Origin of the sequence: Chryseobacterium sp. C39-AII1 (genome assembly GCF_039672645.1) — a bacterium.
In the GTDB taxonomy this organism is placed as follows: Bacteria; Bacteroidota; Bacteroidia; order Flavobacteriales; family Weeksellaceae; genus Chryseobacterium.
In genome coordinates this window covers 488,940-513,876 of sequence record NZ_JBDFPQ010000002.1, presented here as the reverse complement: position 1 = coordinate 513,876, position 24,937 = coordinate 488,940, and the positions used below count along the sequence as shown (strand labels likewise).

Annotated in this window: 28 protein-coding genes; 8 read left to right on the top strand and 20 right to left on the bottom strand. The window is 33.9% G+C overall.

Going from position 1 to position 24,937, the window contains the following annotated elements; all coding sequences use genetic code 11:
- Positions 1–110 precede the first annotated feature (110 nt).
- Positions 111–857, top strand: a complete 747-nt coding sequence (fabG, locus tag ABEG63_RS05230) for a 3-oxoacyl-[acyl-carrier-protein] reductase (RefSeq protein ID WP_267403625.1) — start codon at positions 111–113, stop codon at positions 855–857.
- Between the two features lie 150 nt (positions 858–1,007).
- Here fabG and ABEG63_RS05225 read toward each other — a convergent pair whose 3' ends face one another.
- A complete protein-coding gene (locus ABEG63_RS05225; RefSeq protein WP_346583494.1) occupies positions 1,008–2,045 on the bottom strand; it encodes a GMP reductase in 1,038 nt (345 codons plus the stop codon).
- A 279-nt stretch (positions 2,046–2,324) separates the two neighbouring features.
- Between ABEG63_RS05225 and ABEG63_RS05220 the strand changes: the two genes are divergently transcribed.
- Entirely contained in the window at positions 2,325–2,633 is a 309-nt protein-coding gene (locus tag ABEG63_RS05220; RefSeq protein WP_346583492.1) for a hypothetical protein, read from the top strand.
- A gap of 116 nt (positions 2,634–2,749) precedes the next feature.
- The gene (locus ABEG63_RS05215; RefSeq protein WP_346583489.1) at positions 2,750–2,947 is read left to right on the top strand and encodes a hypothetical protein; all 198 of its coding nucleotides are present in this window, start codon (positions 2,750–2,752) and stop codon (positions 2,945–2,947) included.
- 129 nt (positions 2,948–3,076) lie between these two features.
- Here the strand turns inward: ABEG63_RS05215 and ABEG63_RS05210 are convergent, their stop codons facing one another.
- The 3 genes from ABEG63_RS05210 to ABEG63_RS05200 form a co-directional block, all read right to left on the bottom strand.
- Positions 3,077–3,871, bottom strand: a complete 795-nt coding sequence (locus ABEG63_RS05210) for a DUF4249 domain-containing protein (RefSeq protein WP_346583487.1) — start codon at positions 3,869–3,871, stop codon at positions 3,077–3,079.
- A gap of 11 nt (positions 3,872–3,882) precedes the next feature.
- Positions 3,883–6,177 (bottom strand): TonB-dependent receptor, encoded by a 2,295-nt coding sequence (locus ABEG63_RS05205; protein ID WP_346583485.1) that lies wholly within the window; start codon positions 6,175–6,177, stop codon positions 3,883–3,885.
- A gap of 637 nt (positions 6,178–6,814) precedes the next feature.
- On the bottom strand, positions 6,815–7,552 hold the full coding sequence (locus ABEG63_RS05200; protein WP_346583483.1) for a hypothetical protein: 738 nt from the start codon (positions 7,550–7,552) through the stop codon (positions 6,815–6,817).
- 113 nt (positions 7,553–7,665) lie between these two features.
- Between ABEG63_RS05200 and ABEG63_RS05195 the strand changes: the two genes are divergently transcribed.
- Positions 7,666–8,562 carry a hypothetical protein gene (locus ABEG63_RS05195; RefSeq protein ID WP_346583481.1) on the top strand — a complete coding sequence of 299 codons (897 nt, stop codon included), beginning with the start codon at positions 7,666–7,668 and terminating at the stop codon, positions 8,560–8,562.
- 78 nt (positions 8,563–8,640) lie between these two features.
- Here ABEG63_RS05195 and ABEG63_RS05190 read toward each other — a convergent pair whose 3' ends face one another.
- The 8 genes from ABEG63_RS05190 to ABEG63_RS05155 all read right to left on the bottom strand — a co-directional run bounded on the left by ABEG63_RS05190 (position 8,641) and on the right by ABEG63_RS05155 (position 15,417).
- Positions 8,641–9,384 carry a LytTR family DNA-binding domain-containing protein gene (locus ABEG63_RS05190; protein ID WP_267403613.1) on the bottom strand — a complete coding sequence of 248 codons (744 nt, stop codon included), beginning with the start codon at positions 9,382–9,384 and terminating at the stop codon, positions 8,641–8,643.
- A 57-nt stretch (positions 9,385–9,441) separates the two neighbouring features.
- Positions 9,442–9,717: a 2TM domain-containing protein gene (locus tag ABEG63_RS05185; protein WP_267403611.1), complete on the bottom strand. Its 276-nt coding sequence runs from the start codon at positions 9,715–9,717 to the stop codon at positions 9,442–9,444.
- A 33-nt stretch (positions 9,718–9,750) separates the two neighbouring features.
- Positions 9,751–10,068 carry a 2TM domain-containing protein gene (locus ABEG63_RS05180; protein ID WP_346583478.1) on the bottom strand — a complete coding sequence of 106 codons (318 nt, stop codon included), beginning with the start codon at positions 10,066–10,068 and terminating at the stop codon, positions 9,751–9,753.
- Between the two features lie 23 nt (positions 10,069–10,091).
- A complete protein-coding gene (locus tag ABEG63_RS05175; RefSeq protein ID WP_346583477.1) occupies positions 10,092–10,385 on the bottom strand; it encodes a 2TM domain-containing protein in 294 nt (97 codons plus the stop codon).
- A 302-nt stretch (positions 10,386–10,687) separates the two neighbouring features.
- Complete coding sequence (locus tag ABEG63_RS05170; protein ID WP_346583475.1) at positions 10,688–10,987, bottom strand: 2TM domain-containing protein; 300 nt, start codon at positions 10,985–10,987, stop codon at positions 10,688–10,690.
- Between the two features lie 12 nt (positions 10,988–10,999).
- Positions 11,000–12,316 carry a 2TM domain-containing protein gene (locus ABEG63_RS05165; RefSeq protein WP_346583474.1) on the bottom strand — a complete coding sequence of 439 codons (1,317 nt, stop codon included), beginning with the start codon at positions 12,314–12,316 and terminating at the stop codon, positions 11,000–11,002.
- Between the two features lie 133 nt (positions 12,317–12,449).
- Positions 12,450–13,103, bottom strand: coding sequence for a hypothetical protein (locus tag ABEG63_RS05160; protein ID WP_346583473.1), 654 nt, complete (start codon positions 13,101–13,103; stop codon positions 12,450–12,452).
- A gap of 70 nt (positions 13,104–13,173) precedes the next feature.
- Entirely contained in the window at positions 13,174–15,417 is a 2,244-nt protein-coding gene (locus ABEG63_RS05155) for a TonB-dependent receptor (RefSeq protein WP_346583471.1), read from the bottom strand.
- 188 nt (positions 15,418–15,605) lie between these two features.
- Here ABEG63_RS05155 and ABEG63_RS05150 point away from each other — a divergent pair, with 188 nt between their 5' ends.
- On the top strand, positions 15,606–16,109 hold the full coding sequence (locus tag ABEG63_RS05150; RefSeq protein ID WP_267403597.1) for a superoxide dismutase family protein: 504 nt from the start codon (positions 15,606–15,608) through the stop codon (positions 16,107–16,109).
- Between the two features lie 65 nt (positions 16,110–16,174).
- On the opposite strand, the gene ABEG63_RS05145 is transcribed toward ABEG63_RS05150, so the two are convergent.
- Positions 16,175–18,304, bottom strand: a complete 2,130-nt coding sequence (locus ABEG63_RS05145; RefSeq protein WP_346583470.1) for a carboxy terminal-processing peptidase — start codon at positions 18,302–18,304, stop codon at positions 16,175–16,177.
- 240 nt (positions 18,305–18,544) lie between these two features.
- On the opposite strand from ABEG63_RS05145, the gene ABEG63_RS05140 reads away from it, so the two are divergent.
- Positions 18,545–18,772 (top strand): hypothetical protein, encoded by a 228-nt coding sequence (locus ABEG63_RS05140; protein WP_346583468.1) that lies wholly within the window; start codon positions 18,545–18,547, stop codon positions 18,770–18,772.
- A 106-nt stretch (positions 18,773–18,878) separates the two neighbouring features.
- Positions 18,879–19,649 (top strand): 5'/3'-nucleotidase SurE, encoded by a 771-nt coding sequence (surE, locus tag ABEG63_RS05135; RefSeq protein ID WP_346583466.1) that lies wholly within the window; start codon positions 18,879–18,881, stop codon positions 19,647–19,649.
- Between the two features lie 117 nt (positions 19,650–19,766).
- Here surE and mnmA read toward each other — a convergent pair whose 3' ends face one another.
- A complete protein-coding gene (gene mnmA / locus ABEG63_RS05130) occupies positions 19,767–20,954 on the bottom strand; it encodes a tRNA 2-thiouridine(34) synthase MnmA (RefSeq protein ID WP_346583465.1) in 1,188 nt (395 codons plus the stop codon).
- A 116-nt stretch (positions 20,955–21,070) separates the two neighbouring features.
- Here mnmA and ABEG63_RS05125 point away from each other — a divergent pair, with 116 nt between their 5' ends.
- Positions 21,071–21,598: a hypothetical protein gene (locus tag ABEG63_RS05125; RefSeq protein WP_346583463.1), complete on the top strand. Its 528-nt coding sequence runs from the start codon at positions 21,071–21,073 to the stop codon at positions 21,596–21,598.
- Between the two features lie 98 nt (positions 21,599–21,696).
- Here the strand turns inward: ABEG63_RS05125 and ABEG63_RS05120 are convergent, their stop codons facing one another.
- From ABEG63_RS05120 to ABEG63_RS05095, 6 genes are all read right to left on the bottom strand, one after another.
- Positions 21,697–22,263, bottom strand: a complete 567-nt coding sequence (locus ABEG63_RS05120; RefSeq protein WP_346583461.1) for a hypothetical protein — start codon at positions 22,261–22,263, stop codon at positions 21,697–21,699.
- Positions 22,264–22,305: 42 nt separating this feature from the next.
- Positions 22,306–22,866 carry a hypothetical protein gene (locus ABEG63_RS05115; protein WP_346583459.1) on the bottom strand — a complete coding sequence of 187 codons (561 nt, stop codon included), beginning with the start codon at positions 22,864–22,866 and terminating at the stop codon, positions 22,306–22,308.
- 6 nt (positions 22,867–22,872) lie between these two features.
- The gene (locus ABEG63_RS05110; protein WP_346583456.1) at positions 22,873–23,250 is read right to left on the bottom strand and encodes a hypothetical protein; all 378 of its coding nucleotides are present in this window, start codon (positions 23,248–23,250) and stop codon (positions 22,873–22,875) included.
- Positions 23,251–23,330: 80 nt separating this feature from the next.
- On the bottom strand, positions 23,331–23,891 hold the full coding sequence (locus ABEG63_RS05105) for a hypothetical protein (RefSeq protein WP_346583454.1): 561 nt from the start codon (positions 23,889–23,891) through the stop codon (positions 23,331–23,333).
- Positions 23,892–23,898: 7 nt separating this feature from the next.
- Positions 23,899–24,276: a hypothetical protein gene (locus ABEG63_RS05100; RefSeq protein WP_346583453.1), complete on the bottom strand. Its 378-nt coding sequence runs from the start codon at positions 24,274–24,276 to the stop codon at positions 23,899–23,901.
- Positions 24,277–24,355: 79 nt separating this feature from the next.
- Positions 24,356–24,934, bottom strand: a complete 579-nt coding sequence (locus ABEG63_RS05095; RefSeq protein WP_346583451.1) for a hypothetical protein — start codon at positions 24,932–24,934, stop codon at positions 24,356–24,358.
- Positions 24,935–24,937 lie beyond the last annotated feature (3 nt).

Here is a 24,937-nt window from a genome sequence, read left to right as displayed (position 1 = left end):
CAATTTATAATATCTTTGCGCACCGTTTAATTTTAGAAGAAATTAAATAGTGTAAATTAGCCAACTTTCAAAAGGCTAGTTAGTTGTAAAGAAAATAATTGTCAAGAAATATGAAACTATTAGAAGGAAAAGTAGCGCTAATAACGGGAGCTACAAGAGGAATCGGTAGAGGAATCGCTGAAATTTTTGCTCAGCAAGGGGCAAAAGTGGCGTTTACTTACGCTGGTTCTGTAGACAAAGCGAAAGAATTAGAAGCGGCTTTAAGTTCTGTAACTCAAATTAAAGGTTACCAATCTGATGCATCAGACTTTGATGCGGCTCAAAAATTAGTAGACGATGTAATGGCGGAGTTTGGTCAAATAGATATTTTGGTAAACAATGCAGGGATTACTAAAGACAACCTGTTGTTGAGAATGTCTAAAGACGATTGGGATACAATTATTAAAGTAAATTTAGATTCTGTATTCAACCTTACAAAAGCGGTTATTAAGCCAATGATGAAGGCAAAATCGGGATCTATCATCAATATGAGCTCTGTTGTAGGATTGAAAGGAAATGCAGGACAGGCAAACTATGCAGCAACTAAAGCCGGAGTTTTAGGATTTACTAAATCTGTGGCATTAGAATTAGGTTCAAGAAATATCCGTTGTAATGCGATTGCTCCTGGATTTATTGAAACTGAAATGACTGCAGTTCTTGATGAAAAAACTGTACAATATTGGAGAGACGGAATCCCTATGAAGAGAGGAGGTACTCCTGAAGATGTAGCTAACGCCTGTGTTTTCTTAGGAAGCGATTTATCAACTTATATCACAGGTCAGACAATAAATGTTGACGGAGGAATGTTAATGCCTTAATTTTTGAATTAAAATTTAAAGATAAAAAAGAAAGCCGAATCGCAATGATTCGGCTTTTATACTTGATAAAATTGAGTTGAAGTATTTGATTATTAAGTGTTTACGAGCTTTCTTCATAACTTCCAACCTCCATCTCCCAGCTTCCATCTTTTAGTTAAAAACCTGATTTTCCTGTTCCTGAACCCGTATAAAAGTAGTTCTTTTAGATAGTTCTTTCAACTTTGCAGCCCCAACATAGGTACAAGTAGAACGAACGCCACCCAAAATATCTTTCACGGTTTCTGAAACCGAACCTTTATAAGCAACTTTCACCGTTTTACCTTCAGAAGCCCTGTATTCTGCCACACCACCGGAATGTTTATCCATTGCTGTTTTAGAACTCATTCCATAGAAAAGTTTAAACTTTTTACCATTTTCTTCCACCATTTCACCGCCACTTTCATCATGTCCGGCAAACATTCCGCCAAGCATTACAAAATCGGCACCACCACCAAAGGCTTTTGCAACATCTCCGGGAACTTTACAGCCACCATCGGCAATAATATGACCACCCAAACCATGCGCTGCATCGGCACATTCAATAATCGCGGAAAGTTGAGGATAACCAACACCTGTTTTCACCCTTGTGGTACAAACCGAACCGGGTCCAATACCAACCTTAATAATGTCTGCACCTACCAAAAGAAGCTCTTCTACCATTTCTCCTGTTACCACATTGCCAGCGATGATAATTTTATCAGGAAAATTAGCTCTTGCGTTCTTCACAAACTCTACAAAATGCTCGGAATAACCATTGGCAACATCAATACAGAGAAACTCGATTTTTGGGTGTTTTTTGAGGATGGTTTTAATCTTTTCCTCATCTGCTTTTCCGGTTCCGGTGCTTAAAGCAATATATTGATGGATTTCTTCTGGCTGACTGTTTAAAAAATAAGACCATTCTTCAGGAGTATAATGTTTGTGAACGGCCGTAATAATTTTATCTTTTGCTAATTCTATCGCCATTTCGAAAGTTCCCACCGTATCCATATTGGCTGCAATTATCGGAGTTCCTTTCCATTTTTTTTTGGTGTGCTTAAAAGTAAATTCCCTTTCTAAATCCACTTCTGAACGAGATTTTAATGTTGAACGTTTCGGACGGAACATTACGTCCTTAAATCCCAGTTTTATATCATATTCTATTCGCATAATTTGGAAAATTATTTTACTTAAAATTAGGAAAAATGATTTTATAATTAAACTTTTATTTTCTCGTCACGTTTATATATTCAAATCAATTCTAAAATATGATGAAGTAAAATCGTTTTAAATAAAACTTAATTTCCATTAGTCGATTAAATTTTATCATTCATCTATAAAAATAACTCATACTTCTATAAGCCATTATTTGAAGCCTTTTCAGGCATATCTATTGTTTAATCTAAAGCAAGAACGACGAATTCAATATCAATTTAAAATTTAATTATTATGAAAAAATTAGTTTTGGCTTTAAGTATATTTTTCGCATTCACTGCCAATGCACAACAAGGGAGAAAAGAAGGTTTCAGAAATGAAAAACAAGAATTTCACCAACAAAATTACAGAGGTTTTTCAGGATTGAAATTAACAGATAAGCAGGAAAGAAAAATCGCTGAACTCTCTAGAGAACGACTATCTGAAAGAGAATATGACGCAAGATTAAGAAGAATTCTATCTAAAGAACAATATGCGCAATATCAAAGACATGGTTTTGAGAAGGATAGAAAAGTAGCGATGGGCAAACCTTTCAGAAGATAGAATGATAAAATCCGGAATGATATTTTCGGATTTTTTTTTAGATAAAATAAAAAAATCTGTAACATTTTTTGAATGATGATACTTACCTGATAAATAACAATTTAAAAAACATCATTATGAAAACTACTTTAAAAAACCAGTATGCTTTTACAAACCAGATTTTAATCGCTGTTGTATCTGCTGTTTTCGGATATAATTTGTATCAGGCGATCGTGCATCCAGAAAATTCACATCTCATCTTGAGTATTATTTTAGTAGCAATGACTTATATTGTTACTGAAAAATATGGTACTAGAAAAAGTAAAGATAACTAAAATGATAGTTACATTTAATTTAAGCATTACTTTAAATAAAAAAAGCCTGATATTGCTGTAATATCAGGCTACTTAAAAAATCTAACTACATAAAATATGGTTGAATTATTTCCACCATTTGTATCTTTATTATTGAATAATAATATAATCTCCCGAAACAGAGTGTGCTGAAAAATAACCTAAAGCACCGTTACTGATATTACTTGGAGGATTGGCTGGTGTTGCAATATCGCCGGAATCTCCTAATCCTAAATTCGAAAGTACTCTGAAATAATTATAAACAGGAGTATCTACAGATTGTAATTCTACAAAAACAGTATCATTTTTATTTAGATTAAATTTTCCATATAACGGATATCCAATGGTACCTCCATTAAGTTGGTCGTCAGAATAAACATTGTATTGTGTTGCACCTAGCTCTCCTTTCTGGCCTTTCAATACATATTTATTTCCTTTCTCCGCCGGATCTGTAAAAAATACTGAAACAAAAGTACTGTTATCCAATTTATCTTTTTCCTGCTCCAGTTTTTCAATTTCTACCAATTTATTCATCGTACTTGTAGATTGATAGACCTTTCCGTCTACCGTCACAGAAAGTGTATAAGTATCACCTTCTGCTGTGGTAAAGTTTTTTGTTTTATAAGACTCGTCATTCGGATCATATACCAACTCTTCTGTTTGGCCATGATTGTCACTAAGAATCACTTTGGCATTCGTTACTACAGGGATTTCCTCATTGCTCGTGACTTTCACCGATCTTGAAACTCTGATCTCGTAAGGACCTTCTTCGTTGGTAATTTCTCCTTCTATCACAATTTTCCCGCTGCCATCTTTCATAGGAATATCTACTACTTTATCATCTACATCACAACTAAAAAGCAGCATAAATAGCGAACAGCAAAACAATATTTTTTTATTAATCATCGTATTTATTTTTAAAATTTAAAGTTAAAACCTACGCTTGGTACCAATCTGAAAAGTACCACTTGTTTTGAAATAATACCTCCTTGGTTTTTATTATCTGCTTCGTAAGAAAGATAATATGGGTTTCTTCTTCCATAGACATTATATAAACTGAAAGTCAACGATTTTTCAAATCTTCCCTTTTTCTTAAAGTCATACGTTGCGCTTATATCTAATCTATGATATGCTGGCATTCTGTTACTGTTTCTCGCCCCATATTCCAGCATTAGCTGATCTCCTAAAGCATATTTTGAGATTGGGAACGTTGTGGCATTTCCGGTAGCGTACACGAAGGCACCCGAAAACGTCCATCGAGGAGTTAATTCATAATTACCTACTAATGATAAATTATGTGTTTTATCATACGTGGCATTGTACCAGTCTCCGTTGTTTATTCCCTCAATTTTTCTTTCAGATTTGGACAAACTGTACGACACCCAGCCTGTGAATTTACCTGTCGTTTTTTTAGCCATTAACTCAAGTCCATACGCTCTTCCTATTCCGTTAAACAATAAGTTTTTCTCAAAATCTCCTTCAAACAAAGCTTCATTTACATCCAAACCGTCTCTGTAATCCACAATGTTTTTCATTTTTCGGTAATAAATGTCAGCATTGATTTCGTATCCTTTCTTTAATTTCTTTGCATAACCGAGACTAAGCTGATCCGAAACCTGAGGTTTGGCTAAATTAATCCAGATATCATTCAGCTGAAGGCCGCTACTAGAGGTAAGAGTTTGTATACCCTGAGTATTTCTGGCATAGCTGAAATTTACACTGTTTGAATTGTTAAAATCATAAGTAGCCATAAATCTAGGCTCTATAAAAATGTTCGTTTTACCACTTTCCTGAAACTTTTCTTCACCTTTACTTTTAGAATTATAAGCAGATGCTCTTATACCATAATTAAATGATAATTGATCTGAAACCTTGAAATCATCATTAATATAAACCGCATTTTCCCACATCGATCTTGGTGTTTTCAGGAAAGCAGATTCAAGTTCTTTTGAAATTTTAGGGGTATTGAAATAATAATTAGAAATCTGAAAACCATATTTTAATGAATGTTTCGGGCTAACAAAATGGGTAAAATCCTGCTTCATCATTAAGTTTCTGATGTTGGGATTTAAATCAAACTTTACATCATTATCATTAAGTAAAAATCTGTAGTCGTAATTACTGAAAATAAGAGACGTTTTAGAGAATAATTTATCCGAAACAATGCTGTTCCAGCTTAGAGATCCTACTTTATTTCCCCAATTAGTCTCCATATCATCAAATTTCATCACATCTCTTCCCATGTATCCTGATAAGTGAATACTGTTATTCTTATTAATCTGAAAATTAAGCTTTGCATTCAGGTCATAGAAGTACAATTTTTCATTACCTGAATTTGAAGAAGTATCAGAACTATTTTCTTTATCTTTATCGTCTTTACCACCCATCAGCAATTCAAAAAAAGAACGTCTTGCAGAAATTAAAAAAGAAGATTTCCCTTTTTGAATCGGTCCTTCAACGCTTAATCTCGCACCAATTGTGCTTATTCCTCCGTTTACACCAAATTTTTGATTGTTTCCGTCTTTCATTTTCACATCAATGATGGATGAAAGTCTTCCTCCGTATTGAGCCGGCATATTCCCTTTATAAATGCTTACATCTTTCAAAACATCGCTGTTAAAAGTACTAATGAAACCTGCTAAATGCGAATTATTAAGAACCGGAGCTTCATCCAGTAAAATAAGATTTTGATCGGTGTTGGCGCCTCTCACGCTTAATCCAGAATTTCCTTCTCTTGAAGTAATTCCCGGCATCAGTTGCAATGTTTTTATAATATCGCGCTCCCCAAAAAGTACCGGAAGTTTAGAAATCGCCTGAACATCCATCACCTCACCGCCCATTTTATTGCGGGAAGAAATCATTTTAGATTTTTTTTGATTATTAATAACAACTTCCTGAATGGTCGTCTCATTATCATCTCTGTAAAGATCCCAATCCATTCTTTTTGCCTCACTCAGATGAACTTCTTTAGAAGCTTCACGATGCTTTGTATAATTAATGATTAAAGTATAATCATTCTCAGGCAAAGAAATAGAATAAAAGCCATATTCGTTGGTTGTAACATTGATCTCAGGACGTTCCTTTATTCGAATCACAGCTCCTGAAATAAGCTCTCCGGAATCTTTGTCTTTTACGATTCCGTTGATAGAATACGTACTCTGAGCGTAGGAAAAAGCTGACAAAAAAATTGCCATCGTTGTTAAACGTATCATTTGCGTTTGTTTTTATTACCTTATGTTTTCGTTGCAAATATAGAAACATTGATAAGCTAATAAATATGAACTAGTTCAAATAAAAACTAATTCAAAATAGAAAATTTTATATTAAATTTAGGATTAATATTCAAAATAAATAAGGAAATAATCTGTTACATTAAACTGAATAATAATTTTCAATTAATTTATAGTTTTAATTTTTCACAAACATATTTTCTTTTTAATAAATATTTAACATTCTCGATCTGTAAAGTTTTCATTTATCAGATTAAATTATCTGTTTTTAGGCTTAATTATAAAAAAAATAACTAGAACAAACAGTTCAAAAATCATAATTATAGATAAAAAACCTACGGGTTTTGCTAAAAAGATTCCTTTTATCAACTTTATGATTCCCAAAATGAAAATCGAGATCATAAAATAAAAGGTTGTTTTTGAAGGTTTCCCTTTAAAGAATTTTAAACTTAAAATTGAAATATAAAACCCGAGAATAAGGAGTAAATAAAACTTGAGAAAATAAGGACCTTTTAAAGAAATCGGATTTAATGAATGATGGTTTGTAATAAGCCACAGAAAACTTATCAAAACGGGAATACTGTGAATGATTATCTTTTTCATAATTTCTATTTTTGAATTAATCTCCGCCACCGCATCCTCCACAACCTCCGCCGCAACTGCTTCCGCAAGATGAACTGTTGCAACTTGATGAGCTCCCGCCACAACTTCCGGAAGAACCATTGTCATTTTTATGACGATCTTTATTATTATCCTCTCCAAAAATTTTAGACATCAAAAATATAATCACGAAAATAAAAGGTCCGGCTATTGAAATCACAGTCAATAAATTATCTATTCCATCTGAACAGGAACTTAAAATAAAGAAGACCGATAAAATTGACAGGATTTTAAAGCTATTGAGCCAGAATTTTTTACGTTTTGGCTGTTCTTTTTTAGTGAGCCAAACTTCGTGAGGCGGTATTTCCTGAAAGATCTGTTCATAATTTGTCAGCGTTTCTGAAAACCAGTTTTTGTGTTTTTCATTTTCATTTTGTCCACCATTTGAAGGATGATGATGGAGTTTTTGCTGTAAAATATTGGGGCAAAATTCTTCCCAGTAATTCTGAGTATAGATGAGATGCATGTGCCAAACTTTATCTACAATTTCGCTGGGTGAAGCACCATTTGGTAAAATACAGCAGAGATAAACGAATTTTTTATACTCTTCTATCGCTTTTGCGGTAAAATCTTCAGTCCAGTTTTCTTCTTTTGCTAATTTTTTTGAGAAAGGAAAATTGATATTGGCTTTGTCTAAAGAAAACCCCTGAAGTCTCTTCCAAAGCAGATCATTTTGTAATACGATTTTTGTTTCCATTGTTTTAACTTTTAGTTTCTACTCAAATATCTTTTGAATTTAGAATATAAAAGTCTTACAACAGTCTTTTTTAGTTTCAAAATAATCTTAAATTAGTCTTATGAAATTTTAGTATGAAAAAAGAAGACATTCAGCATCTGGAAAAATTAATGAATTTTCTGTGTCAGCATTTCTTAAAAAAACACCATTGGGAAGATGTTTCAAAAACAGAGTGGTCTTACATTGTTGCAGAATTGAACGAATTAATTATCAACGACAATTCAGAAAAGAACATAAAAAAAGAACCCGACGTATTAGGTTCAAACTATTTATATGAACATTTGATTATCAATAAATTAAAAAAGTATGATCAAAACGAAAATGCTATTTTAAGTAAACCCAATTTGGCAAAATTAAGCCTGATCGTCAAAGTTTTAGGATATTCTAATTACATCGATTTCATCAATTCAAATACCGAATCATTCAACTTTAATGATCTAAGAATTGAGATGAATAATGTAAAACAGAATACAGAATTGCTGGATAAATTGGTTGGCTGTTGGTATTCTTATAACAGAAATCTTCCTGAAAACCCTTTACAGGCAAAAGAAGACCGTATCTGGCGTTCTGCCACGGAAATCTACAAATCCGAAACTTCAGGCGAATATTTCATCGAAAGAAGTGGCGGCGACCGTCATAAGTATTTTGGCAAAGTAACTTCTTATGCCGACTATGTTTTTATCATCATGAACAGCAACACGTTCATTCGCCAGCGTCATTTTATTTCAAGGATAAAAGACATCAAGGAAAAGCTGAAAAATCCAGAATATAAGCTCCATGAATTGCATTTTATAAGTACATGTATTAGTTTTAATCAAGAGCCGATTGCCCTTTTCGAAATCTTCCAGAAAGCAGACCGAAAAACGTTTATTTCTGATTCTTTAAGTTTTCCGATTGATAGCGAAGAAATTCCAAAATCTATTCTAAAACAACTTGAAGATACAGAGGCTAACCGTATTGATTATAAGTGATTTGGTTGATGGTTTTTAGTTTACACTTGATGAAAGGTTTTAAAGTCTTTCATCTTTTCTCTATCATCTTTATTCACATTAACTTACCAACCAATCTTTAAAATCTTTCACACGATCTCGGCTGACGGTAATTTCTTCCTGCGGCTGAAAATTAAGATCGACTTTATAATTAGGCGAAGTATGAATATTTTTAATATAATCTGAATTAATGATGAATTGCCTGTTCACACGAAAGAACTTTTTCTCGTCTAAAACATCTTCCAACTCATCCAATGTGAAATCTGAAGGATACGTTCTTTCCGAAGTTTGAAGATAAACAATCTTGTTTTCGCTAAAAAAACAGCTTACTTCTTGCGTCTGAACAATTTTAAGATTATATCCAATTTTAACTAAAATTCTTGAAAGTGTAGATTTGTCTTTCTTAATCAACTGCTTAATTTCCTGCGAGCTCACCGAATTATCTGAAGGCAAAAAAGACTTGAATTTCTCAATAGCTCCCGCCAAATCTTCATCTAAAATTGGTTTTAAAAGATAGTCTATACTGTTTAGCTTAAATGCTTTTAAAGTATATTGGTCAAAAGCTGTGGTGTAAATAATGAAACCTTTGGTAGGAACTTTCTCAAAGATATCGAATGACAAACCATCGCCTAAAACTATGTCTGAAAAAATAAGTTGTGGATGTTCATTTTCAGAAAACCATTGTACGCCTTCTTCCACAGATTCTATTTTCGCAACCACTTCTATTTCAGGAAATTCATTAAGCATTCTTTCTAATTTCCTTGAAGCCGGTTTTTCGTCTTCAATAATGACCGTTTTTATCATTGAGCTCCTGATTTTTAGTTTAAATTTCGAATAAAATTAGGTAAAATAGATCAATTTTTAAAATTGAATCGGATCTTTTGATTTTTTCATTTCATCCTGAATCATTTTCGATTCCCATGCTGAGTTCAAAACAAATAATTTTACCGCTTTTACAATTAAAATAATAGCCCAAATGGTTAGAATGAAAGATCCATGAAATAAAGAAAGATTAATTTCTCCGTGTCTGAAAATATCTCTTCCGTAGATGATCGCGGCAACGATTCCGAACCAAAGAAGATGTTTGTAAAACTTCTTTATTTGCTGTACTCTTTCTTGTGCTTGATAATAGTTCATTGTATTAATTTTTAATGGTTTAATAATAATTGATTAAAGTGATTTTGAATTTTTAATATCCTGACTCATCAGTTCCTGAATTTTTCTATTTTCCCAGTTTCTTCCGAAAACAAAAGTGGGTAAGAAAACGCTCATCCAATGAATACCAAGCCCGATTCCCCAAATGGCAGGAAGTTCTAACAGATCCCAGCTCCAGAATTGTTCATTTTGATCTAAATCAATTGCCTGCAAACCGATAATGAAAAGATTAACGCAAACATACACTGTTAAATGAATGTAAAATCCTTTGATTTGCTTCATCTGCTTTTGAGCTTCTCGATAGTTCATTTTATTGTTGTGAAGAATTTCCATGATTGTAATTTTTTAGTTTTTAATTAAATTGACTTAGCGTTTTTTCTTTCTTCTTCCATCAGCTGCTTGATTTTCTTCTCTTCCCAATCTTTTCCGATTCCGAAAGTATTGATTCCGTGTGCAGCCAATCCGATTCCCCAACCTAACATTGGCCAAAAGAACCATAAATGTCCCGGAGATGTTATCACATTTAAAACAATCAAAAAAGGAATTACAAGGCAATATGAAGTAAGATTTCCATAAAATCCTTTGATTTCTTTTACTCTTTTCGCTGCTTTTTCGTAAGCCATTGATTCTTTGTTTGTATACGTTTCCATAATTTTTATTTTTAAGATTAAGTTGTTTGTTTTTGTTGAGACAAATGTAGGACAAGAAACACCCTCAAATCAATTTTATATGACCGAACGGTAGAATATGATTACCGAATGGTAAAAATCCTATTTCAATGAAAAGATGAATGTTTTGTTTATCCGTAAACATATTCAAACCTCACAGGTTTTTGAAACCTGTGAGGTTTATATTCATTCATCAGATCACTCAATATCAAATGTTTATATATTTTAAAAATAAAAAAGTCAGGAAAAATTTCTTCTTCCTGACTTTCTTAGTATTTTGAATATTATTTATCTTTTTCCATCAGTTCTTTTATCTTTTTTTCTTCCCAGTTATTTCCCAGAATAAACCCTGAAAAGAAAACATTCATTCCGTAGCCGATTAAACCGATCCCCCAAAAGAATGGCAATGAGAAATATTTTAATTGCCATATGCTTTCTCCTTCTTTTAATCCAGAATAATTCAGATAAAGGATAAAAAGATTTACAGCGAAATAAACGAATGTAAAAACATAAAAGTTCTTGATTTTTTTTACTCTCCGAGCAGCTGCTTTGTAGCGGATTTCATTTTCATTAGTATTTTCCATTTTAATGTATTTTTATTGTCTGTTTTGTTTTTCTAATATTTCTCTGATTTTCTTTTCTTCCCAATTTTTTCCAATGGCAAAAACACTCATTCCATGCGCTGCAAGACCAATTCCCCAACCCAACATCGGAAAGACAAACCAGATATTTCCGGGGCTTGTAATAAGATTAATAATAATCAAAGAAGGAATAACAATACAGTACGATATAAGGTTTCCGTAGAAACTTTTGATTTCTTTTACTCTTTTCTGAGCTCTTTCATAAGCTTTATCTTGATCTTCAGCTTTTATGCTGACAGTATTGGGTTTACTTTCTAATATCGGAAGTTTCACTTTAAAATAATCTTCAGATTTTTCAATGAAAACATTCCTTTTCGTAAGCAGAGCGTAGCGCTGAACAATATTCGCCAAACCGATTCCTGAGCTTTCTTTTATTTGCTCCCGAACTTGTAGATTATTCTCTATGCAAAGTGTATTATTTTCAGAATAAATTTTAATCATTAATGGTTTTGAAGAAGTCGCAAAATTATGTTTGATACAATTTTCCAGCAACAATTGTAATGACAACGGAACTACAAACTCGCGAAAATCTTCTTTTCTGACATCAAAAATAAAATCTACACTGTCTTCAAACCTTGTTTTAAGCAAATCGCAATAGGTTTTAGCAAATTCAAGTTCATCTTCAACCGTTACCAATTCTTTATCTTTCTGTTCTAAAACGTATCGGTAAATCTTTGACATTGAGGCAGTAAACTTCTGCGCCTGTTTCGGATTTTCATCAATTAACGAACTTAAAACATTCAACGAATTAAAAAGAAAATGTGGATCTAGCTGATTTTTAAGGCTTTCAAATTGTGCATTGGCAGACTTTGCAATCAATTTCTGCTCTACCACTTCTTTTTTGGAGGTCTTTTTCAGTTCTTCCATAAAGCCTTTCGCGTGAAGAAAAGCAGAAATAAGTAACGTAACATTCAGCATAAACCAATTGGTAGTATTGTATTTGCTGGAGAAAAACTCGCTTGCCGTTGCCACTTTCTGAATCACCACATAATTCATATAATTACAGAAATAGACCATAATAAAATTTCCGACCACCAGGAAAAGAATCGTTAAAATAGATCGTTTTCTGGTTTCTTCAGACCAAGGAAATTTTCTGTTTAAAAAATCATTGATAAAATAATTTCCTAAGCCCAAAACAAAAGAATACATTGCTGAAAGGGCAAATGTTATGAGAAAATTTATGATCGTTTTCTCTTTATTGAAAAACAGGAAGAAGAACAAACTTGTTCCCAGTGATACCCAAAGTAATACGATGATAGGCTTACGTTTCATGATTGATTTTCTTGATTCAAAATTAGTTTAAAATAAAAGTATTAAAAATAAATGTTTACCGAACAGTCAATTTTCAAGCCTGAATGGTACAAAAAAACCTTCACTTTTGGAAGGTTTAGTTATTATTTGATGATTATTTTGTTGAATTCTGGCTCAGGAAATATTCTGCTTCCGCTTTTCCCCAATTGGGATCCAGCGATGTTTTAGGTTTAAAAGCATTGAATTTATCCAACGCTGTTTTAAACTGTTCCAGACCTTTTGTCTTGCTTCCCCCGTATTGCTCAGGAGTGAAATAGGTGTCTTCTGCTTTAATCAAAAACACTCTCGGATTGGTCGGATCCAGCTTTTCGGCAGTTTTTAATTCCTCAATTGCCTTCGCGCCATCCGTCATGTATCTTTCGGCAGGATTTTCCATCATTTTTAGAGAATATGCCATTTTTTTAAGCAAATGGATCTCAGAATTGTTATTTCCGGCAATTTTCTCCGCCTGATCTAAATAATTGAAAGCAGTATTTGCCTGAACCGAAAGTTCGGTCATTTTGCCTTCCCTCATCAAAAGCCGGCCTTTCTGAATATAAGAAAACGCGACATAATAAGAAGGCAGCCATTGCGTGGTTTCTTTCTTAGCAACTCGGTCGAAATCGTTGGCTAATGCCTGAAATTCATCGGTGGTTTTACACGCTTCCAGTTTAGCCATTTTTTCAGCCATTACTTTTTCGTAATTAGACTGAGCAAAAGCTGTTAAACTCATCAAACCTAAAGCAAAAGTTAAGAAGTATTTTTTCATTTTTTCTAATTTTTTAAAGTTGATATTGGGTTAAATAAAGATAAATTTTTAGTTGAATAGAATCCGTTTTTTATAAATTATTATTGATGGCATCTTCGGTTTTATCTACTCCAAAGCTGATGAATGCGCCGATAAAGACAAAAGTATTCACAGGCGGAACTACGGAAGCGCTTCTCCTTCCGTTTTGAGAAAAATTGTAGCCATAAACATTTTTCGAACCTAAAATATTGGAAATACTCAAGACAAAAATGGTAAACGCTTTAGCATCTTTTTTTCCTAAATTGGGTAAATAATTCAGACTGAAATTCAAGGCATTATAATCTTTTAAATAACCTTCATTTCGAGTGAAATTAATCATTTTATCTCCTTCCATTTTTGTTGCTATATCATAATAAGGTCGGCCTTTTGCATAGGTATAAGAAAGATTTACTCCTAATTTCCATTCAGGAATGAAACGTTTCGCAACAGCAGACAACGTATGATTAGAAGCAAAATTAGGCTGCAGACTCATCGGATAATTCATAAAATCGCGCTTAGAATCCAAATAAGAATAGCTGAGCCAGTAATCTATATTTTTAAATGTTTTTTTGTCTCTCCAGAACAGTTCAAGCCCTTTTGCATAACCAAATCCGGCATTATTTAACGCAGATTGAACCTGCTGATGTTGGTTTTCCTGAGGATTGATGGTGAATGTTTTAATCAGCTGATCGTATTTTTTATAAAATGCTTCCAGCCTCAAACTTCTACCTTCCGAACTTCTCTGAACCTGAAAAATATAATGTTGAGATTGCTGAAAATCTAAATTGGAAGGTTCGTTAATATATTTACTTTCAGGATTTTGATAAAATAATCCATACGCAAAAGAAGTCGTCCAGTCTTTCGCCAAGCGATAAGCCAAGGCAAAACGAGGGGCAATATTGCTTTTATCGAGATAAGAAGAATGTTCAGCTCTCAAGCCTAATTTTGCTGAAAAACGATTGCTAAACCCAAGATCTGTTTCCACGAAAACGGCAGAAATCAAATCCTGATAATGTTTATTGACCTGCTGAAAATCAAGATTTTCATCTGAATTATTTAATTCAAAACCACCACGAATCGCACTAATCTTGTTCATCTTTCTTTCTAAAACCGCTTTGAAATTCAGATAATTACCATCATTTAACAGTTTTGATTTTTCACCTTCTGTTTCATTTTTTTCTGTGGAAAAATTCAAATCAGATTGATTGTAAGAATAAGATGCTCCTGCATTGAATAAATATTTCCCGAATTTTTGCTTAAAAGACAAATTATGATAGGTATTTTTACCTTTTAACCTGATCAGATTAAATGCATTATCCTCTTCAAGACTTGGCGTTTTCACACCCATTTTGTTGGAATTGTACATTCCGTAATATTTGAAAAATCCACCAGATTTTGTTTTGATCCTGAAATTAAAATCACCATTCAAACCTTGTGGAGCATCCACAAAATCGGTATTAAAAGGAATAACCTTTTGCATCAAACTCAACAAAGAATATCCTAAAGTCGCTCCGTAAGAATGATTTTTATTTTCACTCAGTTTTTGAAAACCGGCACTTAAAAAGATAGGCGAAATCCCGAAATCGTAAGAACTTTGATCCGGTAAATCTAGACTTTCCAACATCAAAGCACCTGAAAGTGCCTGACCGTACAAGGCAGAATAGCCGCCACTTGAAAAAATATTGCCTTTGAAAAGTGAAGTATTGAATCTGTCTCGCCCCGCAATTCCGGGAATAGAATTAGAAAAATAATTATTGATTAAGCTGCCATCCATAAAAATTTTAGATTCGGTACCTGTTCCTCCGCGAATGAACAAACCTTCCGTTTCACCGACTTTCTGAACGCCGGGAAGATAGTTTAAAGCCGAAGAAATCTGTCCGTCTGCACCAGCCGTGGTGTAAATATCGATAGGCGTTAAAAGTGCCGTTGCTCGCTTTTTATCGCTAGCTTCAATAGAACCCGCTGAAACCACGACCGCATCAATTTCATTTATTTGTTCTTTCAGGTCGGCATTTACAGAAACTTCCTGATTTTCAATGATAATTGATTTTTCTGTTTCTATGTATTTCGGATGCGTAAAAATAAGCTGATGATTTCCTTTTTCTGAGGTTTCAAAAGAGAAATTACCGTTAACATCGGTTGTGGCGCCATCGTAGGTGTCTTTCAACGTGACATTGACTTCACTGATCCCTTTATTTCTAAAACTGACTTTCCCCGAAATTTTGGTCTGCGCAAAATTCAAACTAAAAATAAAGAAAGCGATAAGAAGCAGAAGTTGTTGTCTTTGAGTTTTCATGGGTTTAATTTTCGATTCAAAATTATACCTAAAGTTTTCATCTGCTAAATATTTCTTGCTGAACCGTAGATTTTTCATTCTGAGTGGTTGCCATTTAGAACTATTCCTAAAAAAACGACACGAATCATAAAGCGCTTTGGAAAATCTTTTTTAAATTTAACCTAAAATCACTTTAAAATCATTTAAAAATGAAAGGTAAAACATTAGCATTATTGGCGGGATGTGCGCTTTTTGCTGTTTCTTGCGGAACGACAAACACATATCAGGTGCTATCTAAAAGCGACACACAGACCGGAGGAACGGCAAAGTTTACTCAAAAAGGAGATGAAGTTATCATGAAACTGGATGTAACGAATTTGACACCGGGAATTCATGCAGTACACATTCACGAAAAAGGAGACTGCTCTGCAGCTGACGGAACTTCTACCGGAGGACACTGGAATCCGTCGAAAAACGATCACGGAAAATGGGGTGCTGAACATTTCCACATGGGAGATATCGGAAACCTTGTGGCAGATCAAAATGGGGTAGCTACTTTGACATTTAAAACCAATAAATGGTGTCTTGGATGTACAGATGAATCTAAAAACATCATCGGAAAAGGTCTTATTGTACACGCAGCAGCAGACGATTTTCATACGCAGCCTACGGGTAATGCAGGAGGAAGAGTGGGATGTGTTGAGATTAAATAATCTGACGATTTTTCATAAAAAAACCGCTAACATAATGTCAGCGGTTTTTTTGTTTTTCTATGTTTTTAAGACTTTGCGCCCATGTCTGCAACGATATTCATCGCTTCCTGAAGGTAAGGATCTTTCTTAAGACCTTTTACCCAGATTTCAGATTTTTTCTTGAAGGCTTCATCTTTTTTCTCTCTTTCAACTTCGGCAGGATACATCGTAAACTGAAGTCCGTTTTCAAATTTAGTCAACGGTTTGAATTTTTCAATTTGCGCTTTTCTGTCTTTCATTACCTGATTGAATTTGTTGATATTCAAAGTAATGCTTTCTTCTTTGTCCAGTTTTTCTCTCCATTGGGCAGACTCCAGCAATAACTGATAATTTTTATTATTCGCCATTCTCGCAGCACTTGCTTTTTCTAGAGCTACTGCGTTGAAAATATTTAATTTATCAAATTTTGAAGAAGGAATTTTATCCCAAGCCAATGCAAAATCATCATATCTTTCACCGATTTCAGCATACGTAAAGAAGTCTTTCATCTGAATGTCAGAAACGATACCTTTTCTCTGATTAGATTCTCCCGTCACTCTATAGAACTTCTGAATCGTTAGTTTTAAAGATCCGAAATCATCTTCTGTATTTAAGAATCTGTTTAAGTCAACAAACGTCTGAACGGTACCTTTTCCGAAAGACTGCGGCGAACCGATAATCATTGCTCTACCATAATCTTGCATTGCACCAGCCAAGATTTCAGAAGCCGAAGCCGAAAGTTCGTTTTGCATAATTACCAAAGGCCCAGTCCAGATTGGTGTTTCCTGCTTATTCTTTAAGGTTTGAATTTTTCCGTTTCCGTCTTTTACCTGAACATACGGTCCAGCATTCATGAATAATCCCATGATGTCCCCAACTTCCGTTAGTGAACCCCCACCATTATTTCTAAGGTCTAAAACAATCCCTTCAATATTTTGAGATTTAAGCTTAATGATCTCATTTTTAATATCATCGGAAGCATTTCTTCCGTTAGGGTTTTCAAAATCTGCGTTGAAACTTGGTAAATTAATGAAACCATATTTTTTACCGTTTGGAGAATTCACTACAATACTTCTTGCGAAAGTATCTTCGATAGCAACTTCTTCACGAATCATGGTAACGTCTTTTATGGTTCCGTCTTTTTTCTGAACTGTTAAAGTAACAGGTGTTCCTTTTTCACCTCTGATCAAACGTACCGCTTCATCAGAAAGCATTCCTACCACATTTACAGCGTCTTCTTTTGGTTTAGATTTTACTTTTAAAATTTTATCACCTTCCGAAAGCTGCTTCGATTTCCAAGCCGGTGCTCCGATTGTTAATGCACCTAAGAAAAGATTTCCTTTTTTCTCCTGGATAATAGCACCAATCCCAATTACCTTCCCAACGAATTGAGTGTCAAAATCTTCCTTGTCTTTTGGAGAATAATAGTTGGTGTGCGGATCAAAAACTTCAGTGTAAGAGTTCATATACACCGTGAACCAATCCATTTTCTTTCTCTTTTTGAATCTCGTAAATGTTTCTTTTACAAGATCTTTCACCTCGTCAGTTGCTTTTTTAATCTTCTGATCTGGAGAAAGTGGCTGATATTTAATTGTATCTTTTAATTTGAATTTCTGAACCGAATCTTTCTTAATTTTCTGAGCTTCTTCCTTGCTGTTCATCGATTCAACTTCCTGAAGAATATTGTATTTGATGAATTTTTTCCACTCGTTATACTGCTCCTGTTTGTTGGCAGGTACTTTTTTCAGCTTTGGCTCAAGAGTTAATGTTTCATCTTCTTCCAAATTAATTGGCTTGCTGAAAATGTCCTGAGTGATCTTATCAATCTCATCCACACGCTGATACAATCTGTCGATTGTCAGTTTGTAGAATGTAAGATCTCCCAAATTCAGATAATCATCCAATTTGGTTTCGTGCTTACCAAATTCGTCCATATCAGACTGAAGGAAGTATCTTTTTGCGGGATCCACCATCTCAAAATAATGCTTATAAACGTCTTTCGAATAGGCATCATTTATCGGTTTCGGACTATAATGTAAATAAGAAAGTGTATTTTTTACGCTCACCATTATCGTCTGCATCTTTTCGTCATCATTCTTTGGCGAGTTGAAACAAAACATTAGACTTGTTAATGGAATTAGGAGTAAAAATTTATTTAGCTTAAAATTTTTCCACATAAATCTGTAATGTATTTTTATTATTTTTCTTAAAAGTATTTTAATTAGTAGTAATTTTTAATTTACTGTTACAAACTATCAAATTTAATACCTTATTTATAAATATCAGGTACTTTTAAGATTTTTTATTATAGAAGTTTTTATATCTTTTTTCAACTGAAAAATTGTTATAATTTTTGTAAAAACAAGGTGAATGGTATAATTTATTCATTACCGAAAATAATTATAAACACTTAGATCATGAACTTTACAGAAGCAAAAAAGTATAAAAAAGATGCCGTGAAAAACGCAGATGAATATGTTTTAAAAAATTTCCATGTGATCATTGTTCCGATAAAGACGGAAGAAAGTGCAAAATATATCGAAGATTTTTTGAAAGAACCAGAATTATTCAATGATGAAAGTTGTAAAAAATATAGTTCAAATGATGAGTATGAAGTGGTAAGCTTTCAAAAAGAAAAAGAATGATAATATTGTTGTATTATGTTCCATTTTTTCAAAAAAGTTACTTTAAAACTTAAATATTAAAGCATATATTCGAAAATTGTATATTTGTTAAAATTAAATTATTTCTATGGAAAGACCACTTATTCTGGTTACTAATGACGACGGAATTACAGCACCGGGTATCAGAAATCTTATCAGTTTTATGAACGAAATCGGAGACGTAGTAGTGGTAGCACCCAACTCTCCACAAAGCGGAAAAGGTCATGCCATTACCATAAATTCTACTTTAAGTTACGAAGAAGTACAGTTAGAAGGTCCCCAAACCGATTTTTCATGCAGCGGTACCCCGGTTGATTGTGTGAAAATGGCTTTGGATAAAATTTTACCGAGAAGACCGGATATTGTAGTTTCAGGAATTAATCACGGAGCGAATTCTTCGATTAATGTGATTTATTCAGGAACGATGTCTGCTGCGGTAGAAGCTGGTGTTGAAAGCCTTCCGGCGATTGGGTTTTCTTTATTGGATTTCAGCTGGGAAGCAGACTTTACTCAGGCAAAAGACTATATTCAGAAGATCGTTAGAAGAACTTTGGAAAAACCGATGCCTAAAGGTATTGTATTGAATGTAAATATTCCTAAACTTCCGAAAGAGGAGATTAAAGGCATTAAGGTTTGCAAACAGGCTCATGCCAAATGGGAAGAAAGTTTTGAAGAAAGATTAAGCCCTCACGGTAAAAAATATTATTGGCTAACAGGGTATTTCAACAATATGGATGAATCTCCGGATGCTGATGAAACGGCTTTGGCAGATGGATATATCTCAATTGTTCCTGTGAAATTCGACCTTACAGCTTACGAATACATGAAGACGTTGGAAGAGGTAATGAATTTTGATTAATTTGAATATTAATTCTGAAAATTTTCAACAGTATATAAAAAAAACGTCATAAGTTTCAAAAACCTATGACGTTTAAATTATAAAGTTTGTCATCAAAAATGACAAATAATGCTAAAACTAAGCGATAACACCACTTCCCAACAATTCTTCACCATCGTACCACGAAGCAAACTGACCTTCCGCGATGGCAGATTGTGGATCTTCAAATTCTACATAAAAAGCATCTTCAAACTGATATAAAGTCGCTTTCTGCAGAGGCTGTCTGTATCTGAATCTTGCCATTACTTCCATCGATTCGCCATTTTTCAATCTTAAATCTTCGCGAACCCAGTGCAATTCAGAATTATCGATTTTCAAGGCTCTTTTTAATAATCCCGGAAACTGATGTCCTTCTCCTACGAAAAGAATATTGTTTTCCATATCTCTGGAGATGATAAAACAGCTTTCTTTATGGCCGCCGATTCCTAATCCTTTACTTTGTCCGATCGTAAAAAATTGAGCACCTTGATGCTTTCCGATCACTTTTCCGTCCGTCTTTTTATAATTGATTTTCTGACTTAAAAATTCTAATTCTTCCTGTTTTGAAGAAAATTCAGGTTTTTCTTGTGCAAAAAGGGGAGAATCTTTAAAAATTTCTACAATTTCACCTTCTTTAGGAACTAATTGTTGTTGCAAAAATTGCGGAAGACTTACTTTTCCGATAAAACACAACCCTTGAGAATCTTTTTTATCAGCCGTTACTAATCCGATTTCCTTTGCAATTTCTCTTACCTGAGGTTTTGTTAATTCTCCAATCGGAAATAATGCTTTAGATAATTGATCTTGGCTTAATTGACATAAAAAATACGACTGGTCTTTATTATTATCCTTTCCTGCCAACAGATGGAAAATTTCTTTACCATTTTCATCAATCGTTGAATCTACTCTTGCATAATGCCCGGTTGCCACTTTATCTGCACCCAAAGACATTGCTGTTTTCATAAAAACATCGAATTTTACTTCTCTGTTGCACAAAACATCAGGATTCGGAGTTCTTCCTTTCTGATATTCATCAAACATATAATCTACGATTTTTTCTTTGTAAAGATCACTCATATCGATCACCTGAAAAGGGATTCCAAGCTTTTGAGCGACCATTAAGGCATCATTACTGTCTTCAATCCAAGGGCATTCGTCTTCTAACGTTACCGAAGCATCATTCCAGTTTCTCATAAACAAAGCCACAACTTCATGACCTTGTTGCTGTAACAAATAGGCTGTTACACTCGAGTCTACACCTCCTGAGAGGCCTACTACTACTTTCATTGTATTTCAATTTTACGAAACTCTTAACGGGAGTTCTTAGTTTGACGCCGCAAAAATACAATTAATTAAATTCGTAAAAAAACCATAATTTTAAACATCGATAAAAACAATTTAATATGAAAAAGTTTATTATTCTTTTATTCTTAATGATTTCTGGAGCCGTGTTTTCTCAGGTTGCTATTGGCGCTTCTCCTGAAAATAACAATCGCTGGACTTTCGGAGGTGGTATCGGGGTAGGTTTTGGAAGCAACAGTGCTTTTAATTTATCTGCGTCACCGAGAGTAGGTTACAGGTTGACTAATGATCTGGAAGCCGGAGTTTTGGGAAGTGTTTCTTGGCAAACTTCTGATTATTACCGTTCTACTTTGTTTGGAGTAGGGCCGTTTGTTAATTATTACTTTGCAAGATCTTTTTATGTAGGGGCGAATCTTCAGCAGTATTTCATCAATTATAAAGATAAATATTACGATTATAAGATTAATGAACAAGAAACGGCTTTATATCTCGGAGGTGGTTATATGCAAAGAATTGGCAATAACTCTTTTATGCAGATAGGAGTAATGTATAATGTATTGTATAAAGAAAATTCAAGTTTTTTATCTAGCGGATTGATTCCAAATATTGGGTTTGTAGTTGGGCTTTAATTATTTAAATAGATAAATAAAGACCCCGAAATATATTTTTTTCGGGGTTGTTTAAAGATTTTCTTCTTAGAAGAAAATGATCCAGCAAAATTTAAATATTAATAAAGTACAACCCATTTTGCTCCTCCAAAGCTAAAATAAGATCCTTCAATTACGGCTGCTGGGTCATAGGTCAGATCTGTTGTTATGGTAGGCAGGTTGCAGCCTTCTCCCATAAAATAATATCCACCAATATTCACTCCGTAGACATCTTTTACTCCGAACTTTATCCCGTGATAAGTTGTTACATTACTAAAAGTATTAAGAATTGGGTTTGGTGAGTAATAAGGGCTTGCGTAATTAGAATTAACAATCCAGCTGCCAACTACCGGAGTAGTAGGAAAAGCTGTACTTGTAGCGAAAGTGTTGTTTACATTTGCTGTATACAATGCATCAGTAGATATTATACTTGGGCTTGGGGAGTAAGATAACTGCAGCAACCCATTTGTAGGGCTTCTGGCTTCTAACGTAGGTGAACAATTGGTTGCCGGATCCGTTAAATTAGATTTAGTAAGATAAAACTCAATATAGTGAGGAGTATAATTCTGAATATAAAAATCTCCTGTAGATTGTGCCAATGTAAATAAAGACGATATGCAGGCTACTATTAAAGATATTTTTTTCATTTTGAATATTTTTTAATGGATTTTTAAAAACTCAATGAAACTTTAATATAATATCATCCAATTGGCGCCTCCGAAAGCAAAAAAGGTTCCTGAGATAACTGCACTCGGATTATACGATAAATCGGGAATAATAGGCGTTCCACATTCTTGTCCTAAAGAATAATATCCACCAATATTCACCCCGTTTACATCTTGTACTCCGAATTTTACCCCGTGATAAGACGTTACATTACTAAATGTATTAAGGATAGGAGTTGGTGCAGTATAAGTAGTTGTACTATTTAAAATCCAGGCTCCAATGACGGGTGTTGTCGGAAACGCAGTACTTGGAAAAAATGTAGTATTTACATTAAATTCATGCAGAGCGTCGGTTGAAGTGTATCCAGGGTTTGTAGAATAGGATAATCTCATTAGCCCTCCTGTGGCGGCTCTTGGCTCTAATCTAGGAGCACAGCCACCTGCGGTATTTGATAAATTTGAACGCCAGATAAAATATTCAATATAATGTGGGGTGTAGTTTTGAATATATAAGTCTCCAGGGTTTGTTTGTGCAGATAAGCCATAAGAAATGAATAGAACTGCTAATAAAAGTAATTTTTTCATGATATATTAGTTTTCAGATTTATAATTTTGACTTACTTTTTTATTATAATCACCATACACCTGAACAGCCCATTTTAAGATCTTTTCTCTGTCATTATTGGTTTGTCTTTCGATTTCTGCAGAAGAAACTCCCGTTGAAGCAATCAATTCTTTTGCAGCAGGAATAAGCATATCTTTTTTCTCATCGCTTAATTCTGCTGAGGTTTTTGGCATCGAAGGAGCCGGATCTTTTATCATCGCGACCTTTTTAATCGCGGCATTAAATTTTGAAACTGCCTCAGGTTTTGTGAGTTGTGGAGTAGCGGTTGTTGCTAAATTAGATTCGTTTGCACACGATAAAATAGTAAGTAAAGAAATACCTACAAGAAAAATTGTTTTTTTCATGATACTAATTTGTTTTGTGATTAAAATATTTAGGTAATAGTTTGCGACCATTACCTAAATTATTGTTGAATAAAAATTTTTTAAAAAAAGATAACCCATTCGTCACCTCCAAAAGTGAAATAAGAGCTATTAAAAAGAGTTGTATAGGCTGCTGTATTAAGGAGGGGTAATGCTCCACAGTTAACATATCCTAAAGGAAAATATCCTGCTACATTTGTTCCCGTCACCGGATCTTTTACTCCAAATTTCATTCCCAAATCTTTTGCTGCTAAACTGCTTGCAGGGATTGTAGAACCGGGTAAAATGTAAGGATTTGCATAATCTGCATTAAGAATCCATCTATCAATCAGTGGCGTTTGCGGATACATAGGATTAAAAGTATTTGATAAATTTAAATCCGAATCATAAAATGCATCCGTTGAGGTAGCGCCACCTGTCGGAGATTCTTTGAGAGGTAATAACCCGGTAATGCTGTTTCTGCCATCCCAATTTGGCGTACATCCTCCTGCAACATTAGCTTGATTGGTCTTAAAAATATTCATTTCCATGATGTACGGAGTATAATTTTGAAAGTAAATATTAGATTGTGCCGAAATACTGTATGATAAAATTACGGCAAGAGATAAAAATAATTTTTTCATGGTATACTTAGTTTGCAGATTGATAGTTTTGATTTATTTTTTTGTTGTACTCACCATACACCTGAACAGCCCATTTTAAGATCTTTTCTCTGTCGTTGTTCGTTTGTCTTTCAATTTCAGCGGAAGAAACTCCTGTAGAAGCAATTAATTCTTTTGCGGCAGGAATCAGCATATCTTTTTTCTCATCGCTTAATTCTGCTGAGGTTTTTGGCATTGAAGGAGCAGGATCTTTTATCATTGCCACCTTTTTGATAGCTGCGTTAAATTTTGAAACCGCTTCCGGCTTTGTAAGCTGCGGAGTAGCCGTGGTGGCTAAAGTAGACTCATTTGCACACGATAAAATAGTAAGTAAAGAAATACCTACAAGAAAAATTGTTTTTTTCATGATACTAATTTGTTTTGTGATTAAAATATTTAGGTAATAGTTTGCGACCATTACCTAAATTATTGTTGAATAAAAACTTTTAGAAAAATACTGCCCAATCAGCTCCTCCAAATGCAAAATAAGAAGCATTTACTGCAGGATTGGTATAAGCAGAAAAATCGGTCACTATGGTAGAAGTTCCACAGCTAGCACCTAAAAAATAATATCCTCCGATATTAACTCCGGAAGTGTTTGTAATGCCAATTTTCATACCCGCCCAAGTAGTTACCCCGCTGAATAGCTCAATAATAGTTGTGGGCCCAGTATTATAAGGAGGATTGAAATTAGCATTGATATTTACTCTTTCAATTAAAGGAGTATCCGGAAAAGTAGGATTTGTTGTAAAGCCAGTATTCATATTAGACTCATAGTTCGCTTCTCTCGGAGTGCTTGCGTTTATGGTTGGTTTCAACATCATCAGATCGTTGGATATATTTCTAGCTTCCAGATTTGGAGTGCACCCTGTAGCAGGGCTTCCTAAATTAGATTTCCAGATTACATATCCTACATAATGTGGTGTATAATTCTGAATATAAAGTGATCCTGATGGAGGAAGAGTGGTTTGTGCCGAAATACTGTAGGATAAAATTACGGCAAGAGATAAAAATAATTTTTTCATGGT

Excerpts from the sequence above, each read along its gene's own strand:
- fabG (WP_267403625.1), top strand. The coding sequence starts at position 111 with ATGAAACTATTAGAAGGAAAAGTAGCGCTAATAACGGGAGCTACAAGA.
- ABEG63_RS05225 (WP_346583494.1), bottom strand. The coding sequence starts at position 2,045 with ATGCGAATAGAATATGATATAAAACTGGGATTTAAGGACGTAATGTTC.
- ABEG63_RS05220 (WP_346583492.1), top strand. The coding sequence starts at position 2,325 with ATGAAAAAATTAGTTTTGGCTTTAAGTATATTTTTCGCATTCACTGCC.
- ABEG63_RS05215 (WP_346583489.1), top strand. The coding sequence starts at position 2,750 with ATGAAAACTACTTTAAAAAACCAGTATGCTTTTACAAACCAGATTTTA.
- ABEG63_RS05210 (WP_346583487.1), bottom strand. The coding sequence starts at position 3,871 with ATGATTAATAAAAAAATATTGTTTTGCTGTTCGCTATTTATGCTGCTT.
- ABEG63_RS05205 (WP_346583485.1), bottom strand. The coding sequence starts at position 6,177 with ATGATACGTTTAACAACGATGGCAATTTTTTTGTCAGCTTTTTCCTAC.
- ABEG63_RS05200 (WP_346583483.1), bottom strand. The coding sequence starts at position 7,552 with ATGGAAACAAAAATCGTATTACAAAATGATCTGCTTTGGAAGAGACTT.
- ABEG63_RS05195 (WP_346583481.1), top strand. The coding sequence starts at position 7,666 with ATGAAAAAAGAAGACATTCAGCATCTGGAAAAATTAATGAATTTTCTG.
- ABEG63_RS05190 (WP_267403613.1), bottom strand. The coding sequence starts at position 9,384 with ATGATAAAAACGGTCATTATTGAAGACGAAAAACCGGCTTCAAGGAAA.
- ABEG63_RS05185 (WP_267403611.1), bottom strand. The coding sequence starts at position 9,717 with ATGAACTATTATCAAGCACAAGAAAGAGTACAGCAAATAAAGAAGTTT.
- ABEG63_RS05180 (WP_346583478.1), bottom strand. The coding sequence starts at position 10,068 with ATGGAAATTCTTCACAACAATAAAATGAACTATCGAGAAGCTCAAAAG.
- ABEG63_RS05175 (WP_346583477.1), bottom strand. The coding sequence starts at position 10,385 with ATGGAAACGTATACAAACAAAGAATCAATGGCTTACGAAAAAGCAGCG.
- ABEG63_RS05170 (WP_346583475.1), bottom strand. The coding sequence starts at position 10,987 with ATGGAAAATACTAATGAAAATGAAATCCGCTACAAAGCAGCTGCTCGG.
- ABEG63_RS05165 (WP_346583474.1), bottom strand. The coding sequence starts at position 12,316 with ATGAAACGTAAGCCTATCATCGTATTACTTTGGGTATCACTGGGAACA.
- ABEG63_RS05160 (WP_346583473.1), bottom strand. The coding sequence starts at position 13,103 with ATGAAAAAATACTTCTTAACTTTTGCTTTAGGTTTGATGAGTTTAACA.
- ABEG63_RS05155 (WP_346583471.1), bottom strand. The coding sequence starts at position 15,417 with ATGAAAACTCAAAGACAACAACTTCTGCTTCTTATCGCTTTCTTTATT.
- ABEG63_RS05150 (WP_267403597.1), top strand. The coding sequence starts at position 15,606 with ATGAAAGGTAAAACATTAGCATTATTGGCGGGATGTGCGCTTTTTGCT.
- ABEG63_RS05145 (WP_346583470.1), bottom strand. The coding sequence starts at position 18,304 with ATGTGGAAAAATTTTAAGCTAAATAAATTTTTACTCCTAATTCCATTA.
- ABEG63_RS05140 (WP_346583468.1), top strand. The coding sequence starts at position 18,545 with ATGAACTTTACAGAAGCAAAAAAGTATAAAAAAGATGCCGTGAAAAAC.
- surE (WP_346583466.1), top strand. The coding sequence starts at position 18,879 with ATGGAAAGACCACTTATTCTGGTTACTAATGACGACGGAATTACAGCA.
- mnmA (WP_346583465.1), bottom strand. The coding sequence starts at position 20,954 with ATGAAAGTAGTAGTAGGCCTCTCAGGAGGTGTAGACTCGAGTGTAACA.
- ABEG63_RS05125 (WP_346583463.1), top strand. The coding sequence starts at position 21,071 with ATGAAAAAGTTTATTATTCTTTTATTCTTAATGATTTCTGGAGCCGTG.
- ABEG63_RS05120 (WP_346583461.1), bottom strand. The coding sequence starts at position 22,263 with ATGAAAAAAATATCTTTAATAGTAGCCTGCATATCGTCTTTATTTACA.
- ABEG63_RS05115 (WP_346583459.1), bottom strand. The coding sequence starts at position 22,866 with ATGAAAAAATTACTTTTATTAGCAGTTCTATTCATTTCTTATGGCTTA.
- ABEG63_RS05110 (WP_346583456.1), bottom strand. The coding sequence starts at position 23,250 with ATGAAAAAAACAATTTTTCTTGTAGGTATTTCTTTACTTACTATTTTA.
- ABEG63_RS05105 (WP_346583454.1), bottom strand. The coding sequence starts at position 23,891 with ATGAAAAAATTATTTTTATCTCTTGCCGTAATTTTATCATACAGTATT.
- ABEG63_RS05100 (WP_346583453.1), bottom strand. The coding sequence starts at position 24,276 with ATGAAAAAAACAATTTTTCTTGTAGGTATTTCTTTACTTACTATTTTA.
- ABEG63_RS05095 (WP_346583451.1), bottom strand. The coding sequence starts at position 24,934 with ATGAAAAAATTATTTTTATCTCTTGCCGTAATTTTATCCTACAGTATT.